The organism is Granulicella sp. L46 (assembly GCF_009765785.1).
Classification (GTDB): domain Bacteria; phylum Acidobacteriota; class Terriglobia; order Terriglobales; family Acidobacteriaceae; genus Granulicella.
In genome coordinates this window covers 107,260-126,935 of the sequence record NZ_LMUT01000002.1, presented here as the reverse complement: position 1 = coordinate 126,935, position 19,676 = coordinate 107,260, and the positions used below count along the sequence as shown (strand labels likewise).

Annotated in this window: 16 protein-coding genes; 10 read left to right on the top strand and 6 right to left on the bottom strand. The window is 61.2% G+C overall.

The features are described from left to right. Positions 1–277 precede the first annotated feature (277 nt). From GSQ80_RS00465 to GSQ80_RS00450, 4 genes are all read left to right on the top strand, one after another. Positions 278–1,879, top strand: a complete 1,602-nt coding sequence (locus GSQ80_RS00465) for a hypothetical protein (protein WP_158785547.1) — start codon at positions 278–280, stop codon at positions 1,877–1,879. A gap of 88 nt (positions 1,880–1,967) precedes the next feature. Continuing rightward, positions 1,968–3,350, top strand: a complete 1,383-nt coding sequence (locus GSQ80_RS00460) for a glycoside hydrolase family 27 protein (protein ID WP_158785546.1) — start codon at positions 1,968–1,970, stop codon at positions 3,348–3,350. 33 nt (positions 3,351–3,383) lie between these two features. Next, the gene (locus tag GSQ80_RS00455) at positions 3,384–3,779 is read left to right on the top strand and encodes a hypothetical protein (RefSeq protein ID WP_158785545.1); all 396 of its coding nucleotides are present in this window, start codon (positions 3,384–3,386) and stop codon (positions 3,777–3,779) included. A 106-nt stretch (positions 3,780–3,885) separates the two neighbouring features. Next, positions 3,886–6,201 (top strand): TonB-dependent receptor, encoded by a 2,316-nt coding sequence (locus tag GSQ80_RS00450; protein ID WP_158785544.1) that lies wholly within the window; start codon positions 3,886–3,888, stop codon positions 6,199–6,201. A gap of 5 nt (positions 6,202–6,206) precedes the next feature. Here the strand turns inward: GSQ80_RS00450 and GSQ80_RS00445 are convergent, their stop codons facing one another. From GSQ80_RS00445 to GSQ80_RS00430, 4 genes are all read right to left on the bottom strand, one after another. Beyond that, a complete protein-coding gene (locus tag GSQ80_RS00445; protein ID WP_158785543.1) occupies positions 6,207–7,712 on the bottom strand; it encodes a sulfatase-like hydrolase/transferase in 1,506 nt (501 codons plus the stop codon). A gap of 95 nt (positions 7,713–7,807) precedes the next feature. Further along, on the bottom strand, positions 7,808–9,199 hold the full coding sequence (locus GSQ80_RS00440) for a bifunctional 2-polyprenyl-6-hydroxyphenol methylase/3-demethylubiquinol 3-O-methyltransferase UbiG (protein ID WP_158785542.1): 1,392 nt from the start codon (positions 9,197–9,199) through the stop codon (positions 7,808–7,810). Then, positions 9,196–9,465 (bottom strand): hypothetical protein, encoded by a 270-nt coding sequence (locus GSQ80_RS00435; protein ID WP_216850066.1) that lies wholly within the window; start codon positions 9,463–9,465, stop codon positions 9,196–9,198. The genes GSQ80_RS00440 and GSQ80_RS00435 overlap by 4 nt, the downstream gene beginning before the upstream one ends. A 248-nt stretch (positions 9,466–9,713) precedes the next feature. Continuing rightward, entirely contained in the window at positions 9,714–10,826 is a 1,113-nt protein-coding gene (locus GSQ80_RS00430; RefSeq protein ID WP_158785541.1) for a VWA domain-containing protein, read from the bottom strand. Positions 10,827–11,039: 213 nt separating this feature from the next. Here GSQ80_RS00430 and ruvB point away from each other — a divergent pair, with 213 nt between their 5' ends. Beyond that, positions 11,040–12,113, top strand: coding sequence for a Holliday junction branch migration DNA helicase RuvB (gene ruvB, locus GSQ80_RS00425; protein ID WP_158785540.1), 1,074 nt, complete (start codon positions 11,040–11,042; stop codon positions 12,111–12,113). A gap of 181 nt (positions 12,114–12,294) precedes the next feature. Here the strand turns inward: ruvB and murQ are convergent, their stop codons facing one another. Next, complete coding sequence (gene murQ, locus GSQ80_RS00420) at positions 12,295–13,224, bottom strand: N-acetylmuramic acid 6-phosphate etherase (RefSeq protein ID WP_158785539.1); 930 nt, start codon at positions 13,222–13,224, stop codon at positions 12,295–12,297. Between the two features lie 76 nt (positions 13,225–13,300). On the opposite strand from murQ, the gene GSQ80_RS00415 reads away from it, so the two are divergent. The 3 genes from GSQ80_RS00415 (at position 13,301) to GSQ80_RS00405 (ending at position 16,404) form a co-directional block, all read left to right on the top strand. Beyond that, complete coding sequence (locus GSQ80_RS00415; RefSeq protein WP_158785538.1) at positions 13,301–14,470, top strand: DUF2157 domain-containing protein; 1,170 nt, start codon at positions 13,301–13,303, stop codon at positions 14,468–14,470. Beyond that, positions 14,467–15,018: a hypothetical protein gene (locus GSQ80_RS00410; protein ID WP_158785537.1), complete on the top strand. Its 552-nt coding sequence runs from the start codon at positions 14,467–14,469 to the stop codon at positions 15,016–15,018. The genes GSQ80_RS00415 and GSQ80_RS00410 overlap by 4 nt, the downstream gene beginning before the upstream one ends. A 63-nt stretch (positions 15,019–15,081) precedes the next feature. Further along, complete coding sequence (locus GSQ80_RS00405) at positions 15,082–16,404, top strand: MFS transporter (RefSeq protein WP_158785536.1); 1,323 nt, start codon at positions 15,082–15,084, stop codon at positions 16,402–16,404. A gap of 208 nt (positions 16,405–16,612) precedes the next feature. Here GSQ80_RS00405 and GSQ80_RS00400 read toward each other — a convergent pair whose 3' ends face one another. After that, on the bottom strand, positions 16,613–18,100 hold the full coding sequence (locus GSQ80_RS00400) for an amidohydrolase family protein (protein WP_254059369.1): 1,488 nt from the start codon (positions 18,098–18,100) through the stop codon (positions 16,613–16,615). A gap of 103 nt (positions 18,101–18,203) precedes the next feature. On the opposite strand from GSQ80_RS00400, the gene GSQ80_RS00395 reads away from it, so the two are divergent. Next, a complete protein-coding gene (locus tag GSQ80_RS00395; RefSeq protein ID WP_158785535.1) occupies positions 18,204–18,959 on the top strand; it encodes a hypothetical protein in 756 nt (251 codons plus the stop codon). 74 nt (positions 18,960–19,033) lie between these two features. After that, positions 19,034–19,666 carry a hypothetical protein gene (locus GSQ80_RS00390; protein ID WP_158785534.1) on the top strand — a complete coding sequence of 211 codons (633 nt, stop codon included), beginning with the start codon at positions 19,034–19,036 and terminating at the stop codon, positions 19,664–19,666. Positions 19,667–19,676 lie beyond the last annotated feature (10 nt).

The following is a 19,676-nucleotide window of genomic DNA, read 5'->3' as shown; positions in this document are numbered from 1 at the left end:
TTAAGGTGTCTGGCTTCCTTGCACTCGCTACGCACGAATCAGCCTTTTCTCAGGATACAGAGTCCCGCGCCCGCGTGCCCAATCTCGCTGCGCCACGAAAGAAAACCTCCCGCCACGAAGCCCCCGTGTTTGCCTCGAAGTATTAGAAAACTCTCACGGTTGTGGTCGGTTCTGCTACACGCCTCTTGGTGAGTTAGAAGTTACCCACGATTAGAGACCCGTCCTTAGACTTTGCCGTAGCTGGTCTGTGGAAACGCACAGCCGCAGGAGAATTCAGATGGCTCCGCGCACCCTCAACCCAAGGTTCTCAACCCGCGCTCTCTCGCGGCGTCAGCTCCTCCACGGCTTCGCTGCCGTCGCCGCCAGCTCCGTCCTTACCGGCTGCGGCGCCGCGCTGGTCCGCTCGATAAGCTCCTCGAACGGCGCGCCGCCTGCGCCGCCTGCGCCGCCGCAGCCCACAACCCCGCCCGCAACGCCTCCAGCGCCGCCGCCTCCAACGCCGCCCCTGCAACCTCCCGTTCCGGTTACGCAACCGCTGCCGATCGGCGCGATTACCTCCGCCTCCCTGACCATCTCCTCCACCGCCGCAGGCTCGTTCGACCCCGGCTTCCTCGGCCTGGCCTACGAAAAGCAGTCTCTGCTCACGCCGATATTCACCGACAGCAATCTGCCTGGTCTCTTCCAGCGCCTCGGCCCGGGCGTCCTTCGTATTGGCGGCGCATCCGTTGATCAAAGCGTGTGGACCGCCGACGGCCCCGGCCACACTCCCGGCCAGGTGGCACCCCCGGACGTCGACGCGCTTGCATCCTTCCTTGGCGCCACGGGTTGGAGCTGCATCTACGGCATCAACCTCGGCGGCTCGGCCACGGGCGCCACGACCCCGGCGCTCGCTGCGGCAGAAGTCGCCTACGTCGCGCAGAAGCTTGGCTCCATGCTGCTCGGCGTCGAACTCGGCAACGAATGCGAAACCTACGGCAGCAGCTTCTACCCCAATAATTGGTCGGTAGAGATCTTCGAGGCTCTCTGGCAGCAGTACCGCTCGGCCATCGTCGCCGTGACGCCCGGCGCGCACCTTTGCGGCCCCGCCGCCGGCAGCAATCTCGACACCTGGACGCTGCCGTTCGGCGAATACGTCACCAGCGACGAGATTAACTTGCTCACCCAGCACCACACTCGCGGTCCGGCATCCAATGCCAGCGTCGACGACCTGGTCAGCCCCGACGCGGCGCTCTCCACCGAACTCCTGATGCTGCACTACGGCGCGCAATCCATCGACGTACCCTTCCGCATCGACGCGCTCAGCTCTTACGACGACGGCGGCGCACCGGGCGTCAGCAACAGCTACGCATCCGCGCTCTGGGTCATCGACACCATCTTTCAAACTGCCCTCGCGGGCGCCGCTGGCGTCAACCTCCAGTGCGGCGGCCAACAAGCAGCCACCGCTATTACGGACAATAACGGCATCGTCCTCGGACCGCAGCCAGTCTTCTATGGCGCACTGCTCGCTGCCATGGCCGGCACGGGAAGCCTGCTTAGTACGCAGCTCTCGGCTGGCATGTTGAACGTGACCGCCTATGCGCTCCAGACCGCAGACGGCATGAGCGTTCTGCTGGTCAACAAGGATGAAACGGAAAACCTCGACCTCAGCATCGTTCTGCCGCAGGCCATGTCCAGCGCAACCCTGCAGCAGATGACCCAGCTCTCCGCCGGCGCCAGCATGCCCAGTCTGGCCGCGCTCTCCAGCATCACCATCCAAGGCGCAACGGTTGCCACCAACGGCGCTTTCGAGCCGGGCACGTCCTACTCGCTCACGCTCAATGGCACGCAACTCTCCTGCTACGTGCCCGCACTCAGCGCCGTCCTGGTCCAGCTCACCTAACGGTACATGCGCGCGGTGCCCGCAAAATGCTATCGTCGACCCCATGAGGCTCTTCGTCCGTTGGATCGCATTTGCAGGAATGTTCTCGATGCTCGCAGCAGCGCAGCAGCCGCAGTCAAGCGTAGCTCCCACCCCACCCATGGGATGGAACAGCTGGGACGCTTACGGACTCACCATCACCGAGCCCCAGTTCCGCGCGAATGTCGACGTGCTCCGCGACAAGCTTCTTCCCTTCGGCTGGAACTACGCCGTCATCGATGAAGGCTGGTTCTTCGAGAACCCCAGCGACCGTCCCGCCCCCGACAAGCTGCACTATGCCATCGACCCCTACGGCCGCTATGTCCCCGTCCCCGCGCGCTTTCCGTCAGCCATCGCGCCGGGCTCGCCTACCCCACTAACCAGCCCCGCTGATGCCACGCACAAACTTTCAGCCACGATCGAATCGACCAGCTTCACAGCTCTCGGCGCGTGGGTTCACGCGCAAGGCCTCAAGTTCGGCATCCACATTGTGCGCGGCATTCCGCGCGCGGCTGTCGAACGCAATCTGCCGATTGAAGGCAGCAGCTTTCACGCGCAGGACGCCGCTGATTTGACGGATGCCTGCCCCTGGGATCCCACCAACTGGGGTGTTCGCGACAACGCTGCCGGCCAGGCTTGGTACGACTCGCTGCTGCGCCAGTACGCCTCCTGGGGCGTCGATCTGCTCAAGGTTGATTGCATCGCCGACCACCCCTTCAAGCTGGATGAGATCGAGATGATTCATCGCGCGATCCAGAAGACCGGCCGGCCCATCGTACTCAGCCTCTCGCCCGGCCCCACCGCGCTCGCGCATGCATCAGACGTCGCGCGACTCGCCAACATGTGGCGCATCGCTGATGACGAGTGGGATGTATGGGCCGCCGCGCCGGGCAAGACATTCCCGCAAGGTACGAAGGACCAGTTCGCCCGACTCGCTGCGTGGGCCCCGTACGCGCGACCCGGCAACTGGCCTGACGCCGACATGCTTCCCATCGGCGAGCTACGTCCCGAACCCGGCTGGGGCAAGGCACGCACCTCGCATCTATCCTCCGACGAGCAGCGTACCGAGCTGACCTTGTGGTCCATCACGCGCAGCCCGCTGATCGTCGGCGCCAATCTCACGCTGCTCGACGAGCCCACGCTCGCGCTGCTCACCAACCGCGATCTCATCGAAATTAATCAAATTGCAACGAAGAGCTTTCAGCTTCTAAAACGCGAAGACTTCATCGTCTGGCAGGCCGACCTTCCCGGTAGCCGGATCGCCCTTGCCCTCTTCAATACCAGCGATGCCCCGATGAATTTGAGGGGTACCTTCGCGGATCTCAGCCCCACACTCGGCAATCACCACTGGAACGTCCACGACGTCTGGGCAGGGAAGGAGCTAGGCGTGCAGAGCGGCGCCTCCGCGGATCTCCCGCCACACGCCAGCCTCCTGCTCGTATTGCACCCCTGAAACGCCGGCATGCGAAAATAAAACTCGTAGGCCATGCAGCGACGCCTCTTATCCATCCTGTTGTTCTGGGCGACCCTGTTCCCCAGCTTTGCCCCCGCGCTCACCACCGGCGCGATGGGACAATCAACGCTGCCTGCCTGCTGCCGCCGCGGCGCACAACATCACTGCGAGATGTCTCCGGAAGCTCGCGCGCTGCTCTTGCACGAACCCGACGGATCGACTCGCATCAACGCAAAGCCCCAGCAGTGCCCCTACCGCCAGCGCTCGCTCGGCGCGACGCATCTGCAGACCCTCACCCTCGGCGCTGCTCCAACGCAAGCCGCATTCTCGCTTCATGAGCCTTCACCCGCTGCGCAAACCGAGTGCCTGCGCCGCATCTCCTTCGATCGCTCCCGCCAAAAACGCGGCCCTCCCTCGGTCCTCGCCTAGCACTCGTACGCGTCGCGAATCTCCTGCTGTACTGCAGCTGCGAGTCTCCGCCGTGCTCTCTTAAGTGCCGCAAATCGTTACGTTCGCGTGACCCAGGAAAATCTCCATGTACCCCTTTGTGCTGCATCGACGGTCGCATCTCGCGCGTCGCCTATTCCTCAGTCTCTTTGTGTTCCTCCTTCCCGCCACGTTCGCATGGGCCTCCATCTTCGGCACGGTGCAGGGCATCGTTCACGACCCACAGCATCGCCCCATCCAGGGGGCTCAGCTTACGCTGAAAGCGCAAAACTCAGCGTTCACGCGCTCGGCGCAAACCAACGCGAACGGCGAGTTTGTCTTCACCTCCGTGCCCATCGGAAATTACACCGTCACGGTTTCAGCGAACGGGTTCCAGCAAATGAGCCAGGACGTCATGGTTCAGTCCGACACCAGCCCCGTTCTCCATTTCCCCTTGTCGATCGCGGGCATGAACGAGAGCGTGGTGGTGCCAGGAACTTCGGGCCAGGTGTCGACCGATAGCGTTACACCCACCACGATGTTGAGCCGCATAGATATTCAACAAACTCCGGGAGCAGACCGCACCAACGGCATGGAAATGATCACGGATTATGTGCCTGCGACGTACATGACGCACGACATGCTGCACATGATGGGTGGCCACCAGGTCGAATGGCTGATCGATGGCGTCCCGATTCCCAACACCAATATCGCCACTAACCTGGGCCCGCAGATCGCCCCTCGAGATATCGATACGCTCGAGGTCTACAGCGGCAGCTACGACGCGGATTATGGGGATCGCACCTACGGCGTCTTCAACGTTGTGCCACGAACAGGTTTCGAACGCAACAGGGAATGCGACCTCGTCATCACGGCTGGAAATTTTTATCAGACGGATGATCAAATTAGTTGCGGAGGACACACGCAGCGCTTTGCCTACTATGCGAGCCTGAATGGGAACCGCAGCAACTACGGTCTCCAGACCCCTATTCCGCAGGTGGTTCATGATGCGGTGAACGGCTACGGCGGATTCGCGTCGTTCATCTTCAATCCTGATTCCAAAAATCAATATCGGGTGGTCACGTCGTTGCGCCAGGATTATTACCAGATCCCCATCGACCCCGATCCCAACTCAATCGGAAACCAGGTCTATCCATCGAGCGGCCTGCGTGACGCCGAGCGTGAGCCCGACGGCTATGTCACGTTTTCGTGGATCCACACCTTTGATCCAAAGACCCTGCTCACGGTTTCGCCTTTCTACCACTACAACGGCGCCGACTATCAGGGCGGTCCAAACGATACTCCCGTGATCTCGACCGTCGATCAGAACGCGAGCTATGCGGGAACGCAGGCCGCTCTCCATAGGACCTTCTGGAAGAACGATCTCCAGGCCGGCCTCTATGGGTTTGGCCAGCACCAATACAACTACTTCAACAATGTGTTCACGGACGGTACACCCAACGTCCCGGCGTCTTCGATCGTTGTCAACGGCGGTGTCGTCGCTGAATTCGTAAACGACAAATTCAAGATCACTCCCTGGTTCACGTTGATCACGGGCTTCCGCGCAACGCAGTTCAACGCGACGATCTCTGAGACTGCCACCGATCCACGTTTCGGTGCTGCTCTTCGCATCCCGCGCCTGAACTGGGTCTTCACCGGCTTCTATGGGTACTACTATCAGGCGCCGCCTCTAGTCACGGCCACCGGACCTCTGCTCGACCTGGCAAACGGCCAGAATCTTGCGTTCGCTCCTCTGCATGGTGAGCGCGATATCCAATGGCAATACGGCGTAACGATCCCGTACCGCAACTGGACTCTCAACATCAACAACTATCAGACTAGGGCGGAGAACTGGCTGGACCACAACAACATTGGCGAGTCGAATATCTTCTGGCCGATCACCTGGTCGTATGCGCTGATCCAGGGATGGAGCCTGAACCTGCACTCTCCCGATGTCTTCCATCATGGCCAGTTCCATCTTGCGTATGCCAACCAGATTGCGCAAGCGACGTCGCCGATCACGGGAGGTCTCATCTGTCCGGCTCCGGTCACGTCGGCATGTCCGTTCGATCCGCCGGGACTCGCACCGGTTGACCACGATCAGCGAAATACGTTGAACGTGGGCTTCGACGGCATTCTTCCCGGAAAGGTCACCGCGTCGACCAATGTCTATTACGGATCGGGTTTCGTCAACGGCCAATATGGAACGCCGCAGGCGCAGTATCCCGGACCGTATCTGCCCAGCCATACCACCTTCGATCTTGCCGTCGGCAAGACGTTCGCGAAGAAATACACTCTCTCTGTGAACGCGCTGAATGTGGCAAATGTCCGCGTACTTTTGGATAACAGCTTGACCTTCGGCGGATTTCACTGGAACGACCCGCGACAGATCTACGGGGAGTTTCGCTATCGTTTCAAGTACTAAAGCAGCTATCGTCCCGCCCCGCCGTGGAGCACCTGTTCAACTACCGCATGCACGTTGATCAGGCTCCACGGCGTGGTGTTCTCGTTCGCCTGCGTCTGGCCGGCATGATGCACAATCACCGCCGGCCGCGAATCAAATCCCGCCTGCGACGCTTCGCGATCTTCAGCCGTCCATCCCGGCTGATCGTCCCACAGCCATAGCCGCCACGAGTGGTCGCCTTCCACGATCAGCGTCGTATCCTTCCAGCGCGGGGAGCTCTTCAGCGTCGCCTCGATGGTCCCCAATTCCCGGTCAGCCAGGGCCAGGCCGTCGAGGTACGAACCTCCGCACCTCTGCGCATAGTCACCACGCGCGCGGTTCCAGATCGCCGGACTATGCGGTACAGGCAGGTGCAGAAAGATGAAGTCAGCCTGGTCGCTCTTTAGCACCTGCGCGGCATGCTCTTCCAAATCCACATAGGTCTTCGTCCGCTGCCGCACCCCGTACGTACAGATATTCTCGTCCGCGCGCGCGGGCCACACGATCTGCAGTCCCGCCTGCTTCAGCGGTGACCACACGTTGCTCCAGAAGCTCGCATCCTGCGCCATCGGGCCATCCATCCGGTCGAGGTTCATCCAGTAACAGTCGTCGATGCTATTCGCATAGACACTGCAGTACGGGTTGTACCAGCCCACCGCCGCCGTGCGCCAACCGTTCTTCTGCGCATCCGCAAACACCGTCTCCGTCCCCGTCAGCTGCGTGTAGCCGTGCGTGCCGCGATCATGCACCCGCAAGCGATTGTCGAAAGTAAACTTGAAACGATCAATCACATGGCCACTAAGCAGTGACGGCAGGATCTTCACCGTCTGGTCGCCGATCGGCTGCACATCCGTATACACCGTGCTCTCATTGCGCAGGGCATCGAAGTTCGGCAGCGCCAGGCCATCCGCGCGATCTTCATACACCTGGTCATGCGAGAGTTCGTCAAAGACAATCCACACCAGTCGCGGATGTTCGCGCGCCGGCTGTGTCGTCGCCCACCCCGCGGTCTGTTGGTGCGGCCCAGGCTTCCATCGAAGAATCCAAAGCAATTGAAGAATGCTGCAAAGGCAGAACACCGTAAAGAAAGCCGCAACGAACTCGCCCACGCGCATCAGCTTGCCATACGCGTCCTTGAACCTGATCCACAGCAACAGCACAAATGCCGTCCAGACGATGGCAAGCAGCAGAACCAGGTTTTTGGTCACAGCAAGGGAAATCTCCGAGCGTGTGAGCAGGATCAGATAAGGTGGCACCGCGATGGTCAGCAACAACTGCACCCACGGATACGCCCGCGCGCGCGAGAGGGGGCCAATCACCGCGAACAACAACAGCCCCAGCAAAACAATGTCCGTCAGCTGCGCCCACGCGATTCCGTGCAGTCCAAACGGCACATGCATGCGGACGTCATATCCGCCGCCCAGCAAGTCGCCGTAGCTCGTGACCAGCAACATGGAGGCGAGGCCGAGGCACTGGCCGAGCTTCTTCAGCATCTTGTCCTTTTCAATGTCTCGGTGCGCGAAGGCTCCAGGCGTGTCTCTGCTCTATCCCAAACCATGGCGCGCTAGTTTAAATTACTCTCTCGCCATTATTCTTTTGCGAAGAGAAATAGAATACGACCATTCTCCAGGGGCTGTCTGCGAAGCGTTTGAAAGCGGCCTTCGCACGCCGTCAACAGGTCGGCTTCGCTCAGTGAGCCGTACAGCGCGTCCCGACCGCGCATCAAGCTCTGGTACATCGGGTCGGACACCGGTACCCATTCCAGCACCAGGGTTTGCGACGTCAGCTTGTGCGCTAAATCCAGAATCGCGCTGATCGGAATCTGCTCCATCAAAATCAAATGATGGATTACTGCCAGCATCAGCACCACGTCTGACTTCGCTTCCAGCCGGTGAAGCAGGCTGCTGGTCTCGTGGTTCTCCCAGCCCGCCGCCGGCGTCGGCCGCGCCAGGTCCGCATGAATTGTCTGGATCGATAGCTGGCTCTTGCAGGTCATCCGATACAGGCTTTCGGCTGCCGCTGCATCGCGCTCCAACGCAACCACTTGCGCTCCGTGCTCCGCAGCGAGCGCGCTGAATACTCCTGTGTTTGCTCCGATATCCAGCACGCGCGTCGGCTTCAGCTCCTCCAGCACGTTGCGTACCCAGTCGAGTTTCTGCGCGCTCTCCTGCGCCGAGTAGTGCGTAAGCGTCGCCGTATAGTTTGACCACTCCGAGCCTGCATACTCCGGCATCGCTCGACGCGTCTGCTTGCGCAGATTCTCGAGCGTCCGCCTCAGCAGATGCAGCGCCAGCTCTGGAGACTTGTGCTGCGGTGGCGTCTTTACCGCCGGTTTCTGCTCGCTCTTCGCGTCCAAACGAGCCGCCAGCGTCACCGGCCAGAACGCCTCGGACGAAAGCCGCTGCCGCCAGCTCAACGCCTTATACAGTTCCACCGGCTCATATCCATCGCGCTTGAACAGCGATAGTTCCAGCGGCCAACTCAGCAGCCGGTTCATCAACAGCGGCAGCAAAAACGTGCGAACATACTGCCCATACGCCAGCCAGATGTGCGAGGGATATTCTTTCGGCGCCGGGTCCCACCGCTCAAACGACAGCACGTCCACCAGCACTGGCCGAGAACCCACAAACAGAATATTCAGAGGTGTTGCATCCTTCAGAACCCAACCTTCGTTGAGAGCCTCTGAGCACAGTGATAGCGTCAATTCCGCGGCCGCCAGCCACTGCGAAGGCGTCCACTCCCACGGATACGTCGGCACCGGAACCCTCGGATGCAGCAGCTGCAGCCCCGCCGGCGTTTCCTTAATCGTGATGGCGACCATGTCCCCGCGGTCCTGCAATTGGTTACAGAACTGCGAAGTGACAAACTCCATCACCTGGTCGCGGGCTTCAGGATGGATGGTGCGGATGGCGAAATCGCCTTCCAGTCTTAGAGATCCGGCGGGGTCACGGAATGTGGCTGTAGGCGTCCCATTGGTCATGCTGCGTTACGAGAATCTTCTTTCCGCCCCGCCAAACGCGAATTAACCAAGCGCGGCTCTGCGCTCGCAAGGGGCTTCTTTTTGTTGAATAGCCCCATAATACGCCGTCTCATAAAAAATCCCGCCGCCGCCAGTATGGATCCGATCGACTGCAGCGCCAGCAGCCCCGAACCTGGATCGACATAGGCCATCGCACGGCGTTCCGTTGCGAGCATCAGGCAGGCACAGCAAAATACCGTAAGACATATCGAAATCAGGCGCTTCATCAATGACTTCCCATCCGGTGTGCGCCTGAGAGTCGACGCTCACCCTGACCAAAATTTGAGTTCGTCCCTTAACCAACCGCAGAGCAGCATCCCGCCGGCCCGCACACTAACTTTCCCCGCTCGTTCAACATGACAAAACGGTTACGCATCAGTGAGACGCAACTTCTTCGCCTCAAGACGCAAGCCATATGTTGTTTTTGCCACAGGTGTTTTTTTGAGCCATTGCCCCAGTCCCAGGCAACCAAAATTTACGGCTCAGCATAGTAGCCGGTGCTGGTGGCTACAGTTAGACCTGGCTTCGCCACCGTCACTTTCAAGGAGTGATACACATCTCGTTTCTCCGTTGGTGGTGGCTCAAACGACAGCCGATAGTATGCGACGTTATCCGCCACCGACTCCTCCAATAACGCTGCAACGCCGGTGCTGTTGAGTACCAGCCCACCCGTTTCCTTTGCGATCACCTGCACCGCCAGGTTTCCCATATTTACATCCGACGGCTTCTTTGCGGGCGCTGTAAATTGCTCATAATAAAATGCTTGGCCAACTGATTCTCCAACCCCCAAAGGGTTGATCGCATACACCGAGGTCTGCGCCTCGCGCAAGGTCGTGGACAAGAAGGTGATTTCGTTGAAGATCTGGGTCCGCTGATTCTCCGTCAGGTTCACCCCCGGCCCGGACAGCAGCGGCCAGCCCGGCGACACCCACAAAATGATCTTCCGGCCCGGTCGCTGCGACATATACGCCGCCAGGATTCGGATCGCCTTCAACGAGTCATTCAGGCGCTCCGCGGCTCCTTGGAACCCCGCCGACCGGCCAATCTCCCGCAGGCTGATCGTGTACTTTGCCAAAGCGTCCGCCAGCACGTTGCCATCGCGGCTATATCCCCCCTGCATCTTGATCCCCTGGTCGCCGAACACCGCCAGCGATATCGGCAGCGCCAATTTCCCGCCATTGGCCCTTAAGAATTTGTCGATCTCGATGCGCTCCTCCGAAATCTCGGTATACCCCGTATTCACTGCATCGATCAGGAGGATCGCCGTCACTGGCTGCTTCCGCTCATCGACCGCCTCGAACGACGTAATCTCGCGCTGCGTCTTGTCATCCATCACCGTAAAGTCTTTTTGCTCCAGCCCCGCGACCGGCTGCCCTGGCTTATTTGTCACCACCACATCCAGGTGAATCGTCCGAGTCGGAGGTCCGGTGCGCGCATGCAGCACGGACGAATTTGCCGGTTGCGCCGCCTGCGGTGCGGAAGTCGGCTGACTAACCTGCCGCGACTCGTTTTGCTGCGCAGCCCCACTCATCGAGCCCGCCAGCAGCGCCGCCGCCAGCCCCAGATGCGATCGTGAAGATACGGACATGAGCTCTCCCGGAATCCGGTTCCTCAGCGGCCGCCATCCAAATGCGTTAAGGTGCATGCCCACTATAGACGCGCACATCCCGCCTTTAGCCGCCGCAACTTCGCAAGATACCCTCGCCTTCGCCGCGCCTTTCGTATCAGCCCCCACGAAAACTCCCCGCACTTCCTTCCACAGATTGCTTCAACGTCCGCTTCGCCTTATCCTCGCCTCAGGATGGACTTCGAGCAAAAACGAAAAATTGGCCTCGGCACCACCGCGCCCCGCAGCACCGAGGCCGACCGCCTGGTCTCCGCCGGCCGCGTCGACGACGATGATGCGGTTGAGCTCAAACTGCGCCCCAAGCGCCTCGCCGAATTCATCGGCCAAACCAAAGCCAAGGAGCAGCTCGCCATCGCCCTCGAGGCCGCCAAGTCGCGCGGTGAGGCCCTCGACCACGTCCTCCTCTTTGGACCTCCCGGCCTCGGCAAAACCACGCTCGCCACCATCATTGCTAACGAACTGGACGTGGGATTTCAGCAGACCTCCGGCCCCGCCCTCCAGGTCCAGGGCGACATGGCCGCCATCCTCACCAACCTCAAGCCCAAACAAGTTCTCTTCCTCGACGAGATTCACCGACTCCAGCCCGTCATGGAAGAGAAGCTCTACACCGCCCTCGAGGACTATCAGCTCGACATCATGATCGGCACCGGCCCATCGGCCCGCACCCACGTCATGCGCATCGACCCCTTCACTTTCGTCGCGGCAACAACGCGTCCAGGCCTGTTGTCCTCACCATTACGCTCGCGCTTCGGCATCCTCCTCCGCCTGGAGTTCTACACAGACGACGAACTCCGCTGGGTCGTCGAACGCTCTGCCGAAGTTCTCGGCGTCCCTATCGACCGCGACGGCGCCGCCGAAATCGCTGTCCGCTCCCGCGGCACACCCCGCATCGCCAACCGCCTGCTCCGCCGTGTCCGCGACTTCGCCGAAGTCCGCGCCGCCGGCAGGATCGACCGCCCTACCGCCGTCGCTGCCCTGGAAATGTTAGAAGTCGACGCCCACGGATTCGACGAGCTCGATCGCCGCCTGCTCCGCACCATCATCGAGAAATATGATGGTGGCCCCGTAGGCCTCAACACCCTCGCCGCCGCCCTCGCCGAAGAGCAGGACGCCCTCGAAGAAGTCTACGAACCCTTCCTCATCCAGATCGGCTTCCTCGACCGCACCCCCCGCGGCCGCGTCGCCACCCGCCTCGCCTACGAACATCTAGGCATCGAGATGCCTCGCAAGCACACCCTCTTCAGCTAGCGTCTGCTCCCGTGGCCGGCGGCGCTTGTCAGCGCGAGCTACGCAACAGCCAGCTTGGCAATCACCACGAAAGCCAAACCAAGCAGCGCCCTGCGTCCAAGCACCCTCAGATACGTTTGGGAAAAGTAGGTTCGCATGCCCCCCACCCTAACCCCGGCTTGTTGCTCCATCATGAACGGCCTTATGAATTATTCGCAGCAAGCGCATCCGCGAGGATACCTCCGGCCTTCGCCAGCCGCTCCACAGCCACCTCGCGCCCCACGCCCAGCTTCCCCATCACAATCGCCACCTTCACATCGTTTCCCGACTCCGCCAGCAATCGCGCCGCCGTCCCCGCGTCGCAGCCCACCGCCACAGCGATAATCCTCTCCGCGCGATCCACCAGCTTGGCATTCGTAGGCCGCATATTCACCATCAGGTTGCCAAACGTCGCGCCCGTTCGCACCATCACGCCCGTCGACAACATATTCAGCACTAGCTTCGTCGCCGTCCCCGCCTTCATTCGCGTGCTCCCCATCAGCACCTCTGCCCCTGTCGCCGGCGTAATCGCAATGTCCGCAGCTTTCGCGACGAACGATCCCGGCACACAACTCAACCCCACCGTCAGCGCGCCGAGGCTCTTCGCGTACTCCATCGCCCCCAGCACATACGGCGTTCGCCCACTGGCTGCAATGCCCACGAGCGTGTCGCCTTCAGCGAACCCGGCAGCCATAAGATCACCCGCCCCCGCCTCACGCGAATCCTCCGAATGTTCACTCGACAGCCGCAGCGCCAAATCTCCGCCAGCAATCAACCCCTGCACCAGATCCGCGCTCACAGAAAACGTAGGCGGACACTCACTCGCGTCCAGCACCCCCAGCCGCCCACTGGTCCCCGCGCCGATATAAAACAGCCGCCCGCCCCGCCGAAACCGCTCCGCAATCGCATCGACAGCCTTCGCAATCGCCGGCAACTCCGCCTGCACCGCGCCCGCAACCTTCGCGTCTTCGGCGTTGATCAGCGCCAGCATCTCCAGCGTCGGCAGCGTATCCAAATGCTCACTCGCAGGATTCCGCGCCTCCGTCAACAAACTCCCCAGCGTATCTCGATCCGGTGCACTCATTCTGGCCATGATAACCATTCCGCGCAGCCAGCACCGATTTTCGTTGCGCGTTTGCTCGCCGCGTGATGTACTTCCGCAAATCACCATGTTGACTTGGCAGCAGCAGCTAACCCGATGGAGCTCGGCCGGCCTCATCGATGCGCCCACCGTCGAGCGAATTCGCGCCTTCGAGCAAGCCGAAGAAAAACCAAGCGGCCAGCGCTGGCAGGTCCTCATCGCCGTGATCCTCGGCGGCATTCTTCTAAGCGCCGGCGTGTTACTCTTCGTCGCCGCGCATTGGGACCAGGTCTCGCCCAACGAGCGCCTCGCCCTGGTGGTCGCCATGCTCACCATCCTCCACCTCGGAGCCATTTTCGCGGCACAGAAATTTCCCGCCATGGCCACCGCTCTGCACGGCGTCGGCACCATCGCTGCCGGCGCGGCCATCGCGATGGTCGGCCAGATTTTCAATATGCAGGAGCACTGGCCCGCCGCCATCCTGCTGTGGGCGCTCTGCGCGGCAGCCGGCTGGTGGTGGCTGCGCGACCAGTTTCAACAGATCTGCTTCATGCTCCTCGCTCCGGCGTGGCTTATCTCCGAGTGGACGTACCGCGCCAGCGTCTACGCCGGCCAGGATGTCTATCTCGAGCGCATGATTGCCATGGTAGCGATCGTTTATCTCACAGCCTTCCTGCACTCGCGTAAGCAGGCCGTCTTCGGTGTGCTCTTTGCTGTTTCCGCGATCGCGCTGATTGTGACCACCGAGATCTTGACCGAAGGCTGGCGCGACGGGTGGCTGCAACCGCACTCAACGCTTCCATTCCGTTTTCGTTTCGGCGCCATCGCTTTCATGCTGGTGATGCTTGCCCTTGGCTGGATGTGGGAGCGCCGCAGCATCATCCCCGGCCTCGCGATCTTTGTCATGGTCTTCGCTCTCCCGTGGCTGCAAACCACCGTTCACGATCAGAACGAATTCTCGCGCCAGGCATTTACGCACGACGAGCCCAGCCTCTTCGCCTACGCTCTCGTCGCCCTCGTCGCGATCATCCTCGCCGCCTGGGGAGTTCGCGAATCCTCTCGCGCCATCGCCAACTACGGCATCGCCGTCTTCGCCATCACTGTCGGCTGGTTCTACTTCTCCAGCCTCATGGATAAGCTCGGCCGCTCACTCGGCCTGATCGGCCTCGGCGTCGTCTTTCTCCTAGGTGGCTGGTTGCTGGAGCGCGTTCGGCGCAACCTCCTCTCCAAAATGACCGCGCCCGAGGTGACCGCATGACTACCCGCACCAAAGGCCTCATGGTTCTCGCCGTGCAGCTTGCGCTCGTCCTCAGCATCGCGGCAAAGTATGCCTGGGAACGCCACACCTGTCCTCAGGTCTGGACGCGCACCGTGCAGTTCGATCCCAACCAGCCCATCCGCGGCCGCTATCTCGCGCTGACCCTCCGCGCCGACGCCTGCAATCTTCCCCCCACAGCGCCCACGAAAACTTTCGGCAACACCCTGCACGGATGGGGTCCCATTAGCGCCGAGACCTGGAACGTTCTTCCCGTCGCAAAGAACGGCAAGCTATCCGCTGTCCTCGCCGACCCAAAGGACCCCGCCCCCGCCACTACGCTCACCCTCGCCGCCGGTCAACCCTGCGAGGCCGCGATCCTCTCCGGTTTCACTGAGTTCTTCATCGCGGAGCACGCGCAGGCGCCCTTCCCGCTAGCTCCCGGTGACGAACTCTGGGCCGAAGTCACCGTCCCTCCCGCAGGCCCACCCCGCCCCCTGCGCCTCGCCCTCTCCGACGGCAAACAGTTTCGCGTGTTGAACTTGCGCTAGCGCTCCTTCCGCTTCTCCCGCCGTTGACACCTGCCCGCCCCAACTGTGTCAGCATAGTAAGAGATGAGCGATGCCGCCCAGCCGTCTCCCAGCGCCACCAGTGCATGGGAGTCGCGCGAATTCCGTTTCTACTCCACTGCCCGCCTTATGGGCATCATGGGCGCCGAAGCCCAATCCGTGGGCGTCGCCTGGCAGGTCTACCAGATCACGCACTCGGCGTTAGCTCTTGGCTACACAGGCCTTGCACTCTTCCTTCCCGGAATCTTCTTCGTTCTGCCCGCCGGCCATATCGCCGACCGCTATGACCGCCGCACCGTCATCCTCACCTGCTACACCGTGCAGGCAATCGCCACCTTCGCCCTGCTGTGGCTCGCGCTGCATCACTCGCAGAACATCTGGCTCATCTACGCGATCCTCTTCGTCATCGGCGCCGGCCGCTGCTTCAGTGGCCCCGCCGCCAGCGCGCTAGTTCCCTCGCTTGTTCCCAAGGAGCATTTCGTCAATGCTGTCACCTGGGGCGCGTCCATCTTCCAAATCGCCAACGCGACCGGTCCCATGATCGGCGGCCTGCTCTTCACCATACCGCTAGCGCACCTCTTCGGCGGCCGCTTCGCCAGCTTCAACGGAGCGCCGCTGGTCTACGCCTTCACCCTCTTCGGCCTCCTCTCCTTCCTCTGCTTCTTCAGCGTGATCAAGCCACGCGGCTCTGCCGAAAAGAAAGGCTTCACCGTCGACACCATGCTCGCTGGCCTGCGCTACGTCATCGGCACGCGGCTTCTGCTCGGTTCCATCTCGCTCGACCTCTTCGCCGTACTGCTCGGCGGCGCCGCCTCACTCATGCCCATCTTCGCGGTGGACATCCTGCACTCCGGCGCGAACGGCCTCGGCCTCCTGCGCGCCATGCCCTCACTGGGAGCCCTCGTCGTCTCCCTCACCCTGCTCGTCTATCCGATCAAGCGTCGCGCCGGAAAAATCATGCTCGTCTGCGTCGGCATCTTCGGTGTTGCGACGATCATCTTCGGCCTCAGCCGCAACATCGTCCTCAGCTGCATTGCGCTCATCTTTATCGGCGCCTCGGACATGATCTCGGTCGTCGTCCGCTCCAGCATCCTGCAACTCGCCACCCCGCCCGAGATGCGCGGTCGCGTCTCCAGCATCAACTGGCTCTTCATCGGCGTCTCCAACGAAGTCGGCGAGTATGAGAGCGGCCTCACCGCCCACTGGTGGGGAGCGGTCCGCGCCGTGGTCATCGGCGGTATCGCCAGCGTCGCCGTCACGGGCTCATGGAGCATCTTCTTCCCGGCGCTCCGCCACGCCGACACCCTCACCGCCGAAAGCCTCATCGCCCTAGAAAAACAGTTCAGCAGCATGGAGCCCGTCAGCTAGACCATGGCTCCAGCCCTCGTGCGTCTTTGTCTTTGTTCCCGTTTCCGAGCTAGGTCCGAGCTTTGGCGTCTTCGTTCCCGCTTCTGAGACAGGTCCTGGCTTTAGCGTCGTTGTTCTTGCTTCTGAGATAGGTCTGGGCTTTAGCCCGGACATCCCGACTCCCGCAAAAAGAGGCTTTAGCCTCTGGGACTCTCTTCGCAACACGAACTCAATACTGCCCATACCGTCCCTTCGCCGACTCCAGCAGCTTCTGCGAGTCAAATCCCACGCCATCCTTGAACACAATCTCCGTATTCTCAATATCGGAAATCTTCCGGCTGGGGTCGCCTCCTACAACCACCAAATCTGCGTTCTTGCCCGGCGCAATACTGCCAATCGAATTCGCGAGGCCCTCGAACGTCGCTCCATTCAGCGTCGCAATCTTGATCGCCTCAAGCGGTGTGAAGCCGGCCTCCACCAACAATTCCACCTCGCGCTGATCGCCATATCCCGGAAGCACGCCACCATCGCCGGTAGGATCAGGCCCTGCCATCAGCAGGCCGCCGGCCGCCACAAACTCCCGCTCCAGCGCCATTCCATTCTTGAACATCGCAGCCCTCTGCGCTGCCATCTCAGGATTCGCGGCCGCCCGCATCAGCTCCAAATTGCGTGTGTACAGGTACGCCTCCCGCGTCGGCACCGCCATCGTCTCCAGCACCCGCGGCTGAATGTGCACCTGTGTCGCATCGTCGGGCTCCATCACCGGCAGCGTCGACGTCACCGCCACGTGATGGCTCACCAACAAGTCGATCATCGCCTTCGCCTCCTCTCCGCCCGCTGTCATCTTCTGCAGCGTCGGACTACCCACCGTGTTCGGGCACTCATCCGGCTGCTTGCCCGGATCCAGCTGCGTGTTCACAAAAAAACCATGCTCCAGGTTGTCGATTCCCAACTCTGCCGCTTCGGGATACGTCACCGCGCACAGATGTCCAGTAATCTTCATCCCATGTCGGTGGGCCTCGTCGATGGCCGCTTTCAGCTCTGCGCGCGTGATGAACATATACGCCTTGAAACTGGTCACGCCTTGCTTCGCCCAGAAGTCCACCGTCGCGCGCGCATCCTCTGCATCGCGCAGCTTGTGCATCTGGATGAACACCGACTTTGACCCCTCCAGATACGGACCCGTCACATCCATATGCGGCCCCGGAATCTCTCCCTTATCGATCGCATCGCGCATGTTCAAATCCGTGTACGGCTCCACTGAGCCGGTAGTGCGCATCGTCACGCCCGCCCCCAGGTACAAGTGGGTCGACGAAAACGCCAGCTGCGGCACCATCAACGGCGGCTCCGAGCTGCCCGCAGCATTTAGGTTCGGCCGCGCGATGTTGTACATGTGGTCGTGCATCCCCACCAGTCCCGGAAACACCGTGTGCCCGTTCAACTCCAGCACCGTCGCTCCCGGCGCAATCTTCTCAGCCACGCCAATCGAATCGATTTTGCCATTGTGAATCACCACGTCTGTCTTCTCGATCGCAGGCGCGCCCGTTCCATCAATCACGCGAACATTCTTCAGCACGATCCACTCCGCCGCCGGCACCTTCACATACCGAGTCACGGCTGGCGAAAGCATCGTCGGGCTCTTCACGGCGACCTGCCCTCGTGCAGGCAGCATCATCAAAATCATCGGGGCGAGCAGAAGGACGCGAAGCACACGCATGGCAGGACCTCATTTTCGGTATGCACGCGATCATAGCCGATTTCCTGCCCCTCCCTCGCAACCTTTTCCAGACCAAGCTAATCTGTCTGAAGGGAGGAATTTCATGCAAAAGGGACTCAAGATTGGCCTCGGCCTAACGGCACTCATGGTGCTCGCCATCGGCGTGCGCATCGGCCTCATCTACAAGGCCAACCACGAAGACGTACCGGTCAAAAAAGATCCCTACGCCGACATCAAAGTCGACCCCGACGACAATGTCTTCCTCAAGAAAGAGCGCCCCGACTCACTCGCCGACCAGCGCGCCCTCATCGGCCAGACCGTCTGGGTCAGCGCCGGCGGCCAGCTCGACTACTACGCCGACAAAGGCAATCACGTCGACTACGCGCACCCCGTCGGCACCCTCCTCGGCGCCACGCCCTTGCTCATCAAAGGTGTCTTCGAGCAGAAGGCTCCGGCCACCGGTCTCGCCGTCGTCCGCATCGCTCCCGGCAACCGCCACGTCCTGCTCGCCTTCACAATGCCCAAATCCTCTGACCCCAACACCCTCTATGCGACTCCCGTCGGCAACTACGATAACGGTGGCTACAACTTCATCAACGACAACATCTTCTTCTACGAAGACCCCCACAAGCTCTACAGCTTCTGGCCTGCCTCCATGTGGTCTGCCATCGATCAGCACCAGGCCGTGCTCGGTATGAGCGAGAACCAGGCCATGATGTCGCTCGGTGAAGTCACCGTCCCCAACTCCGACAACACCGGCAACCGCGCCGTCAAATTCGATAACAACGGCCACCCCCTCGTCATCGTCTTCTCCAACAACAAAGCCATCAAGATCACGCCGCAAGCTGCATCGAATTAACCTCGCTCGCTCCTGGGTCTTTCCGATCGCCGTACCCACGCTGCTAATCTAGCGGAAAGCCCAGGAGCCGATGCATGCTGGACGTTCATCCCCCGGAACACGGAATTCACGGCACGCGTGACTTCTTCCTGCACCTCTTCACCATCACCATCGGTCTGCTTATCGCGCTCGGTCTCGAAGCCGGCGTCGAGGCCTTGCACCATCGTCATCAGCGCGAAGAAGCCGAGACCCTCGTCCGCGGCGAGATCCAGAACAACCTCACCAAGATCCGCGACGGCGCTCCGGAAGCTACCACTGAGCTCCATCAAATGATGCACGTCCTGCAAACCCTTGAAGCCCGTGCCCAATCACAGCCCGGCGTCCTCGACGATAAAGAGTTCATCTTCCGCGAATCGCCCATGCAGGACGCCGCCTGGCGTACCGCCAACTCCACCGGCGCACTTACGTTAATGGACTACGCAGAAGTCGAGCGCTTCTCCGACGCCTACAAGGAGCAAGCTCTGCTTCAAACCATGGAGGAGCAAGCCCTCGACGACTATCTCGAGCTTCTGCCCATCCTCGCGAACCACAGCAAAGATGGTGTGGTAACGCCCGAGGCAGCCAAGGACGCGATACCAACCACACGCCGCGTCATCGCCCACCTCAGCGGCATGCTCGACGTAGGACAAGGCACCGTTGGCGCCTACCAGGACGCGCTCAAGAAGTAGCGCCGGCAAC

Bases quoted from the DNA above. Each gene is read 5' to 3' on its own strand.
- GSQ80_RS00465 (WP_158785547.1), top strand. From the start codon at position 278: ATGGCTCCGCGCACCCTCAACCCAAGGTTCTCAACCCGCGCTCTCTCG.
- GSQ80_RS00460 (WP_158785546.1), top strand. From the start codon at position 1,968: ATGCTCGCAGCAGCGCAGCAGCCGCAGTCAAGCGTAGCTCCCACCCCA.
- GSQ80_RS00455 (WP_158785545.1), top strand. From the start codon at position 3,384: ATGCAGCGACGCCTCTTATCCATCCTGTTGTTCTGGGCGACCCTGTTC.
- GSQ80_RS00450 (WP_158785544.1), top strand. From the start codon at position 3,886: ATGTACCCCTTTGTGCTGCATCGACGGTCGCATCTCGCGCGTCGCCTA.
- GSQ80_RS00445 (WP_158785543.1), bottom strand. From the start codon at position 7,712: ATGCTGAAGAAGCTCGGCCAGTGCCTCGGCCTCGCCTCCATGTTGCTG.
- GSQ80_RS00440 (WP_158785542.1), bottom strand. From the start codon at position 9,199: ATGACCAATGGGACGCCTACAGCCACATTCCGTGACCCCGCCGGATCT.
- GSQ80_RS00435 (WP_216850066.1), bottom strand. From the start codon at position 9,465: ATGAAGCGCCTGATTTCGATATGTCTTACGGTATTTTGCTGTGCCTGC.
- GSQ80_RS00430 (WP_158785541.1), bottom strand. From the start codon at position 10,826: ATGTCCGTATCTTCACGATCGCATCTGGGGCTGGCGGCGGCGCTGCTG.
- ruvB (WP_158785540.1), top strand. From the start codon at position 11,040: ATGGACTTCGAGCAAAAACGAAAAATTGGCCTCGGCACCACCGCGCCC.
- murQ (WP_158785539.1), bottom strand. From the start codon at position 13,224: ATGGCCAGAATGAGTGCACCGGATCGAGATACGCTGGGGAGTTTGTTG.
- GSQ80_RS00415 (WP_158785538.1), top strand. From the start codon at position 13,301: ATGTTGACTTGGCAGCAGCAGCTAACCCGATGGAGCTCGGCCGGCCTC.
- GSQ80_RS00410 (WP_158785537.1), top strand. From the start codon at position 14,467: ATGACTACCCGCACCAAAGGCCTCATGGTTCTCGCCGTGCAGCTTGCG.
- GSQ80_RS00405 (WP_158785536.1), top strand. From the start codon at position 15,082: ATGAGCGATGCCGCCCAGCCGTCTCCCAGCGCCACCAGTGCATGGGAG.
- GSQ80_RS00400 (WP_254059369.1), bottom strand. From the start codon at position 18,100: ATGCGTGTGCTTCGCGTCCTTCTGCTCGCCCCGATGATTTTGATGATG.
- GSQ80_RS00395 (WP_158785535.1), top strand. From the start codon at position 18,204: ATGCAAAAGGGACTCAAGATTGGCCTCGGCCTAACGGCACTCATGGTG.
- GSQ80_RS00390 (WP_158785534.1), top strand. From the start codon at position 19,034: ATGCTGGACGTTCATCCCCCGGAACACGGAATTCACGGCACGCGTGAC.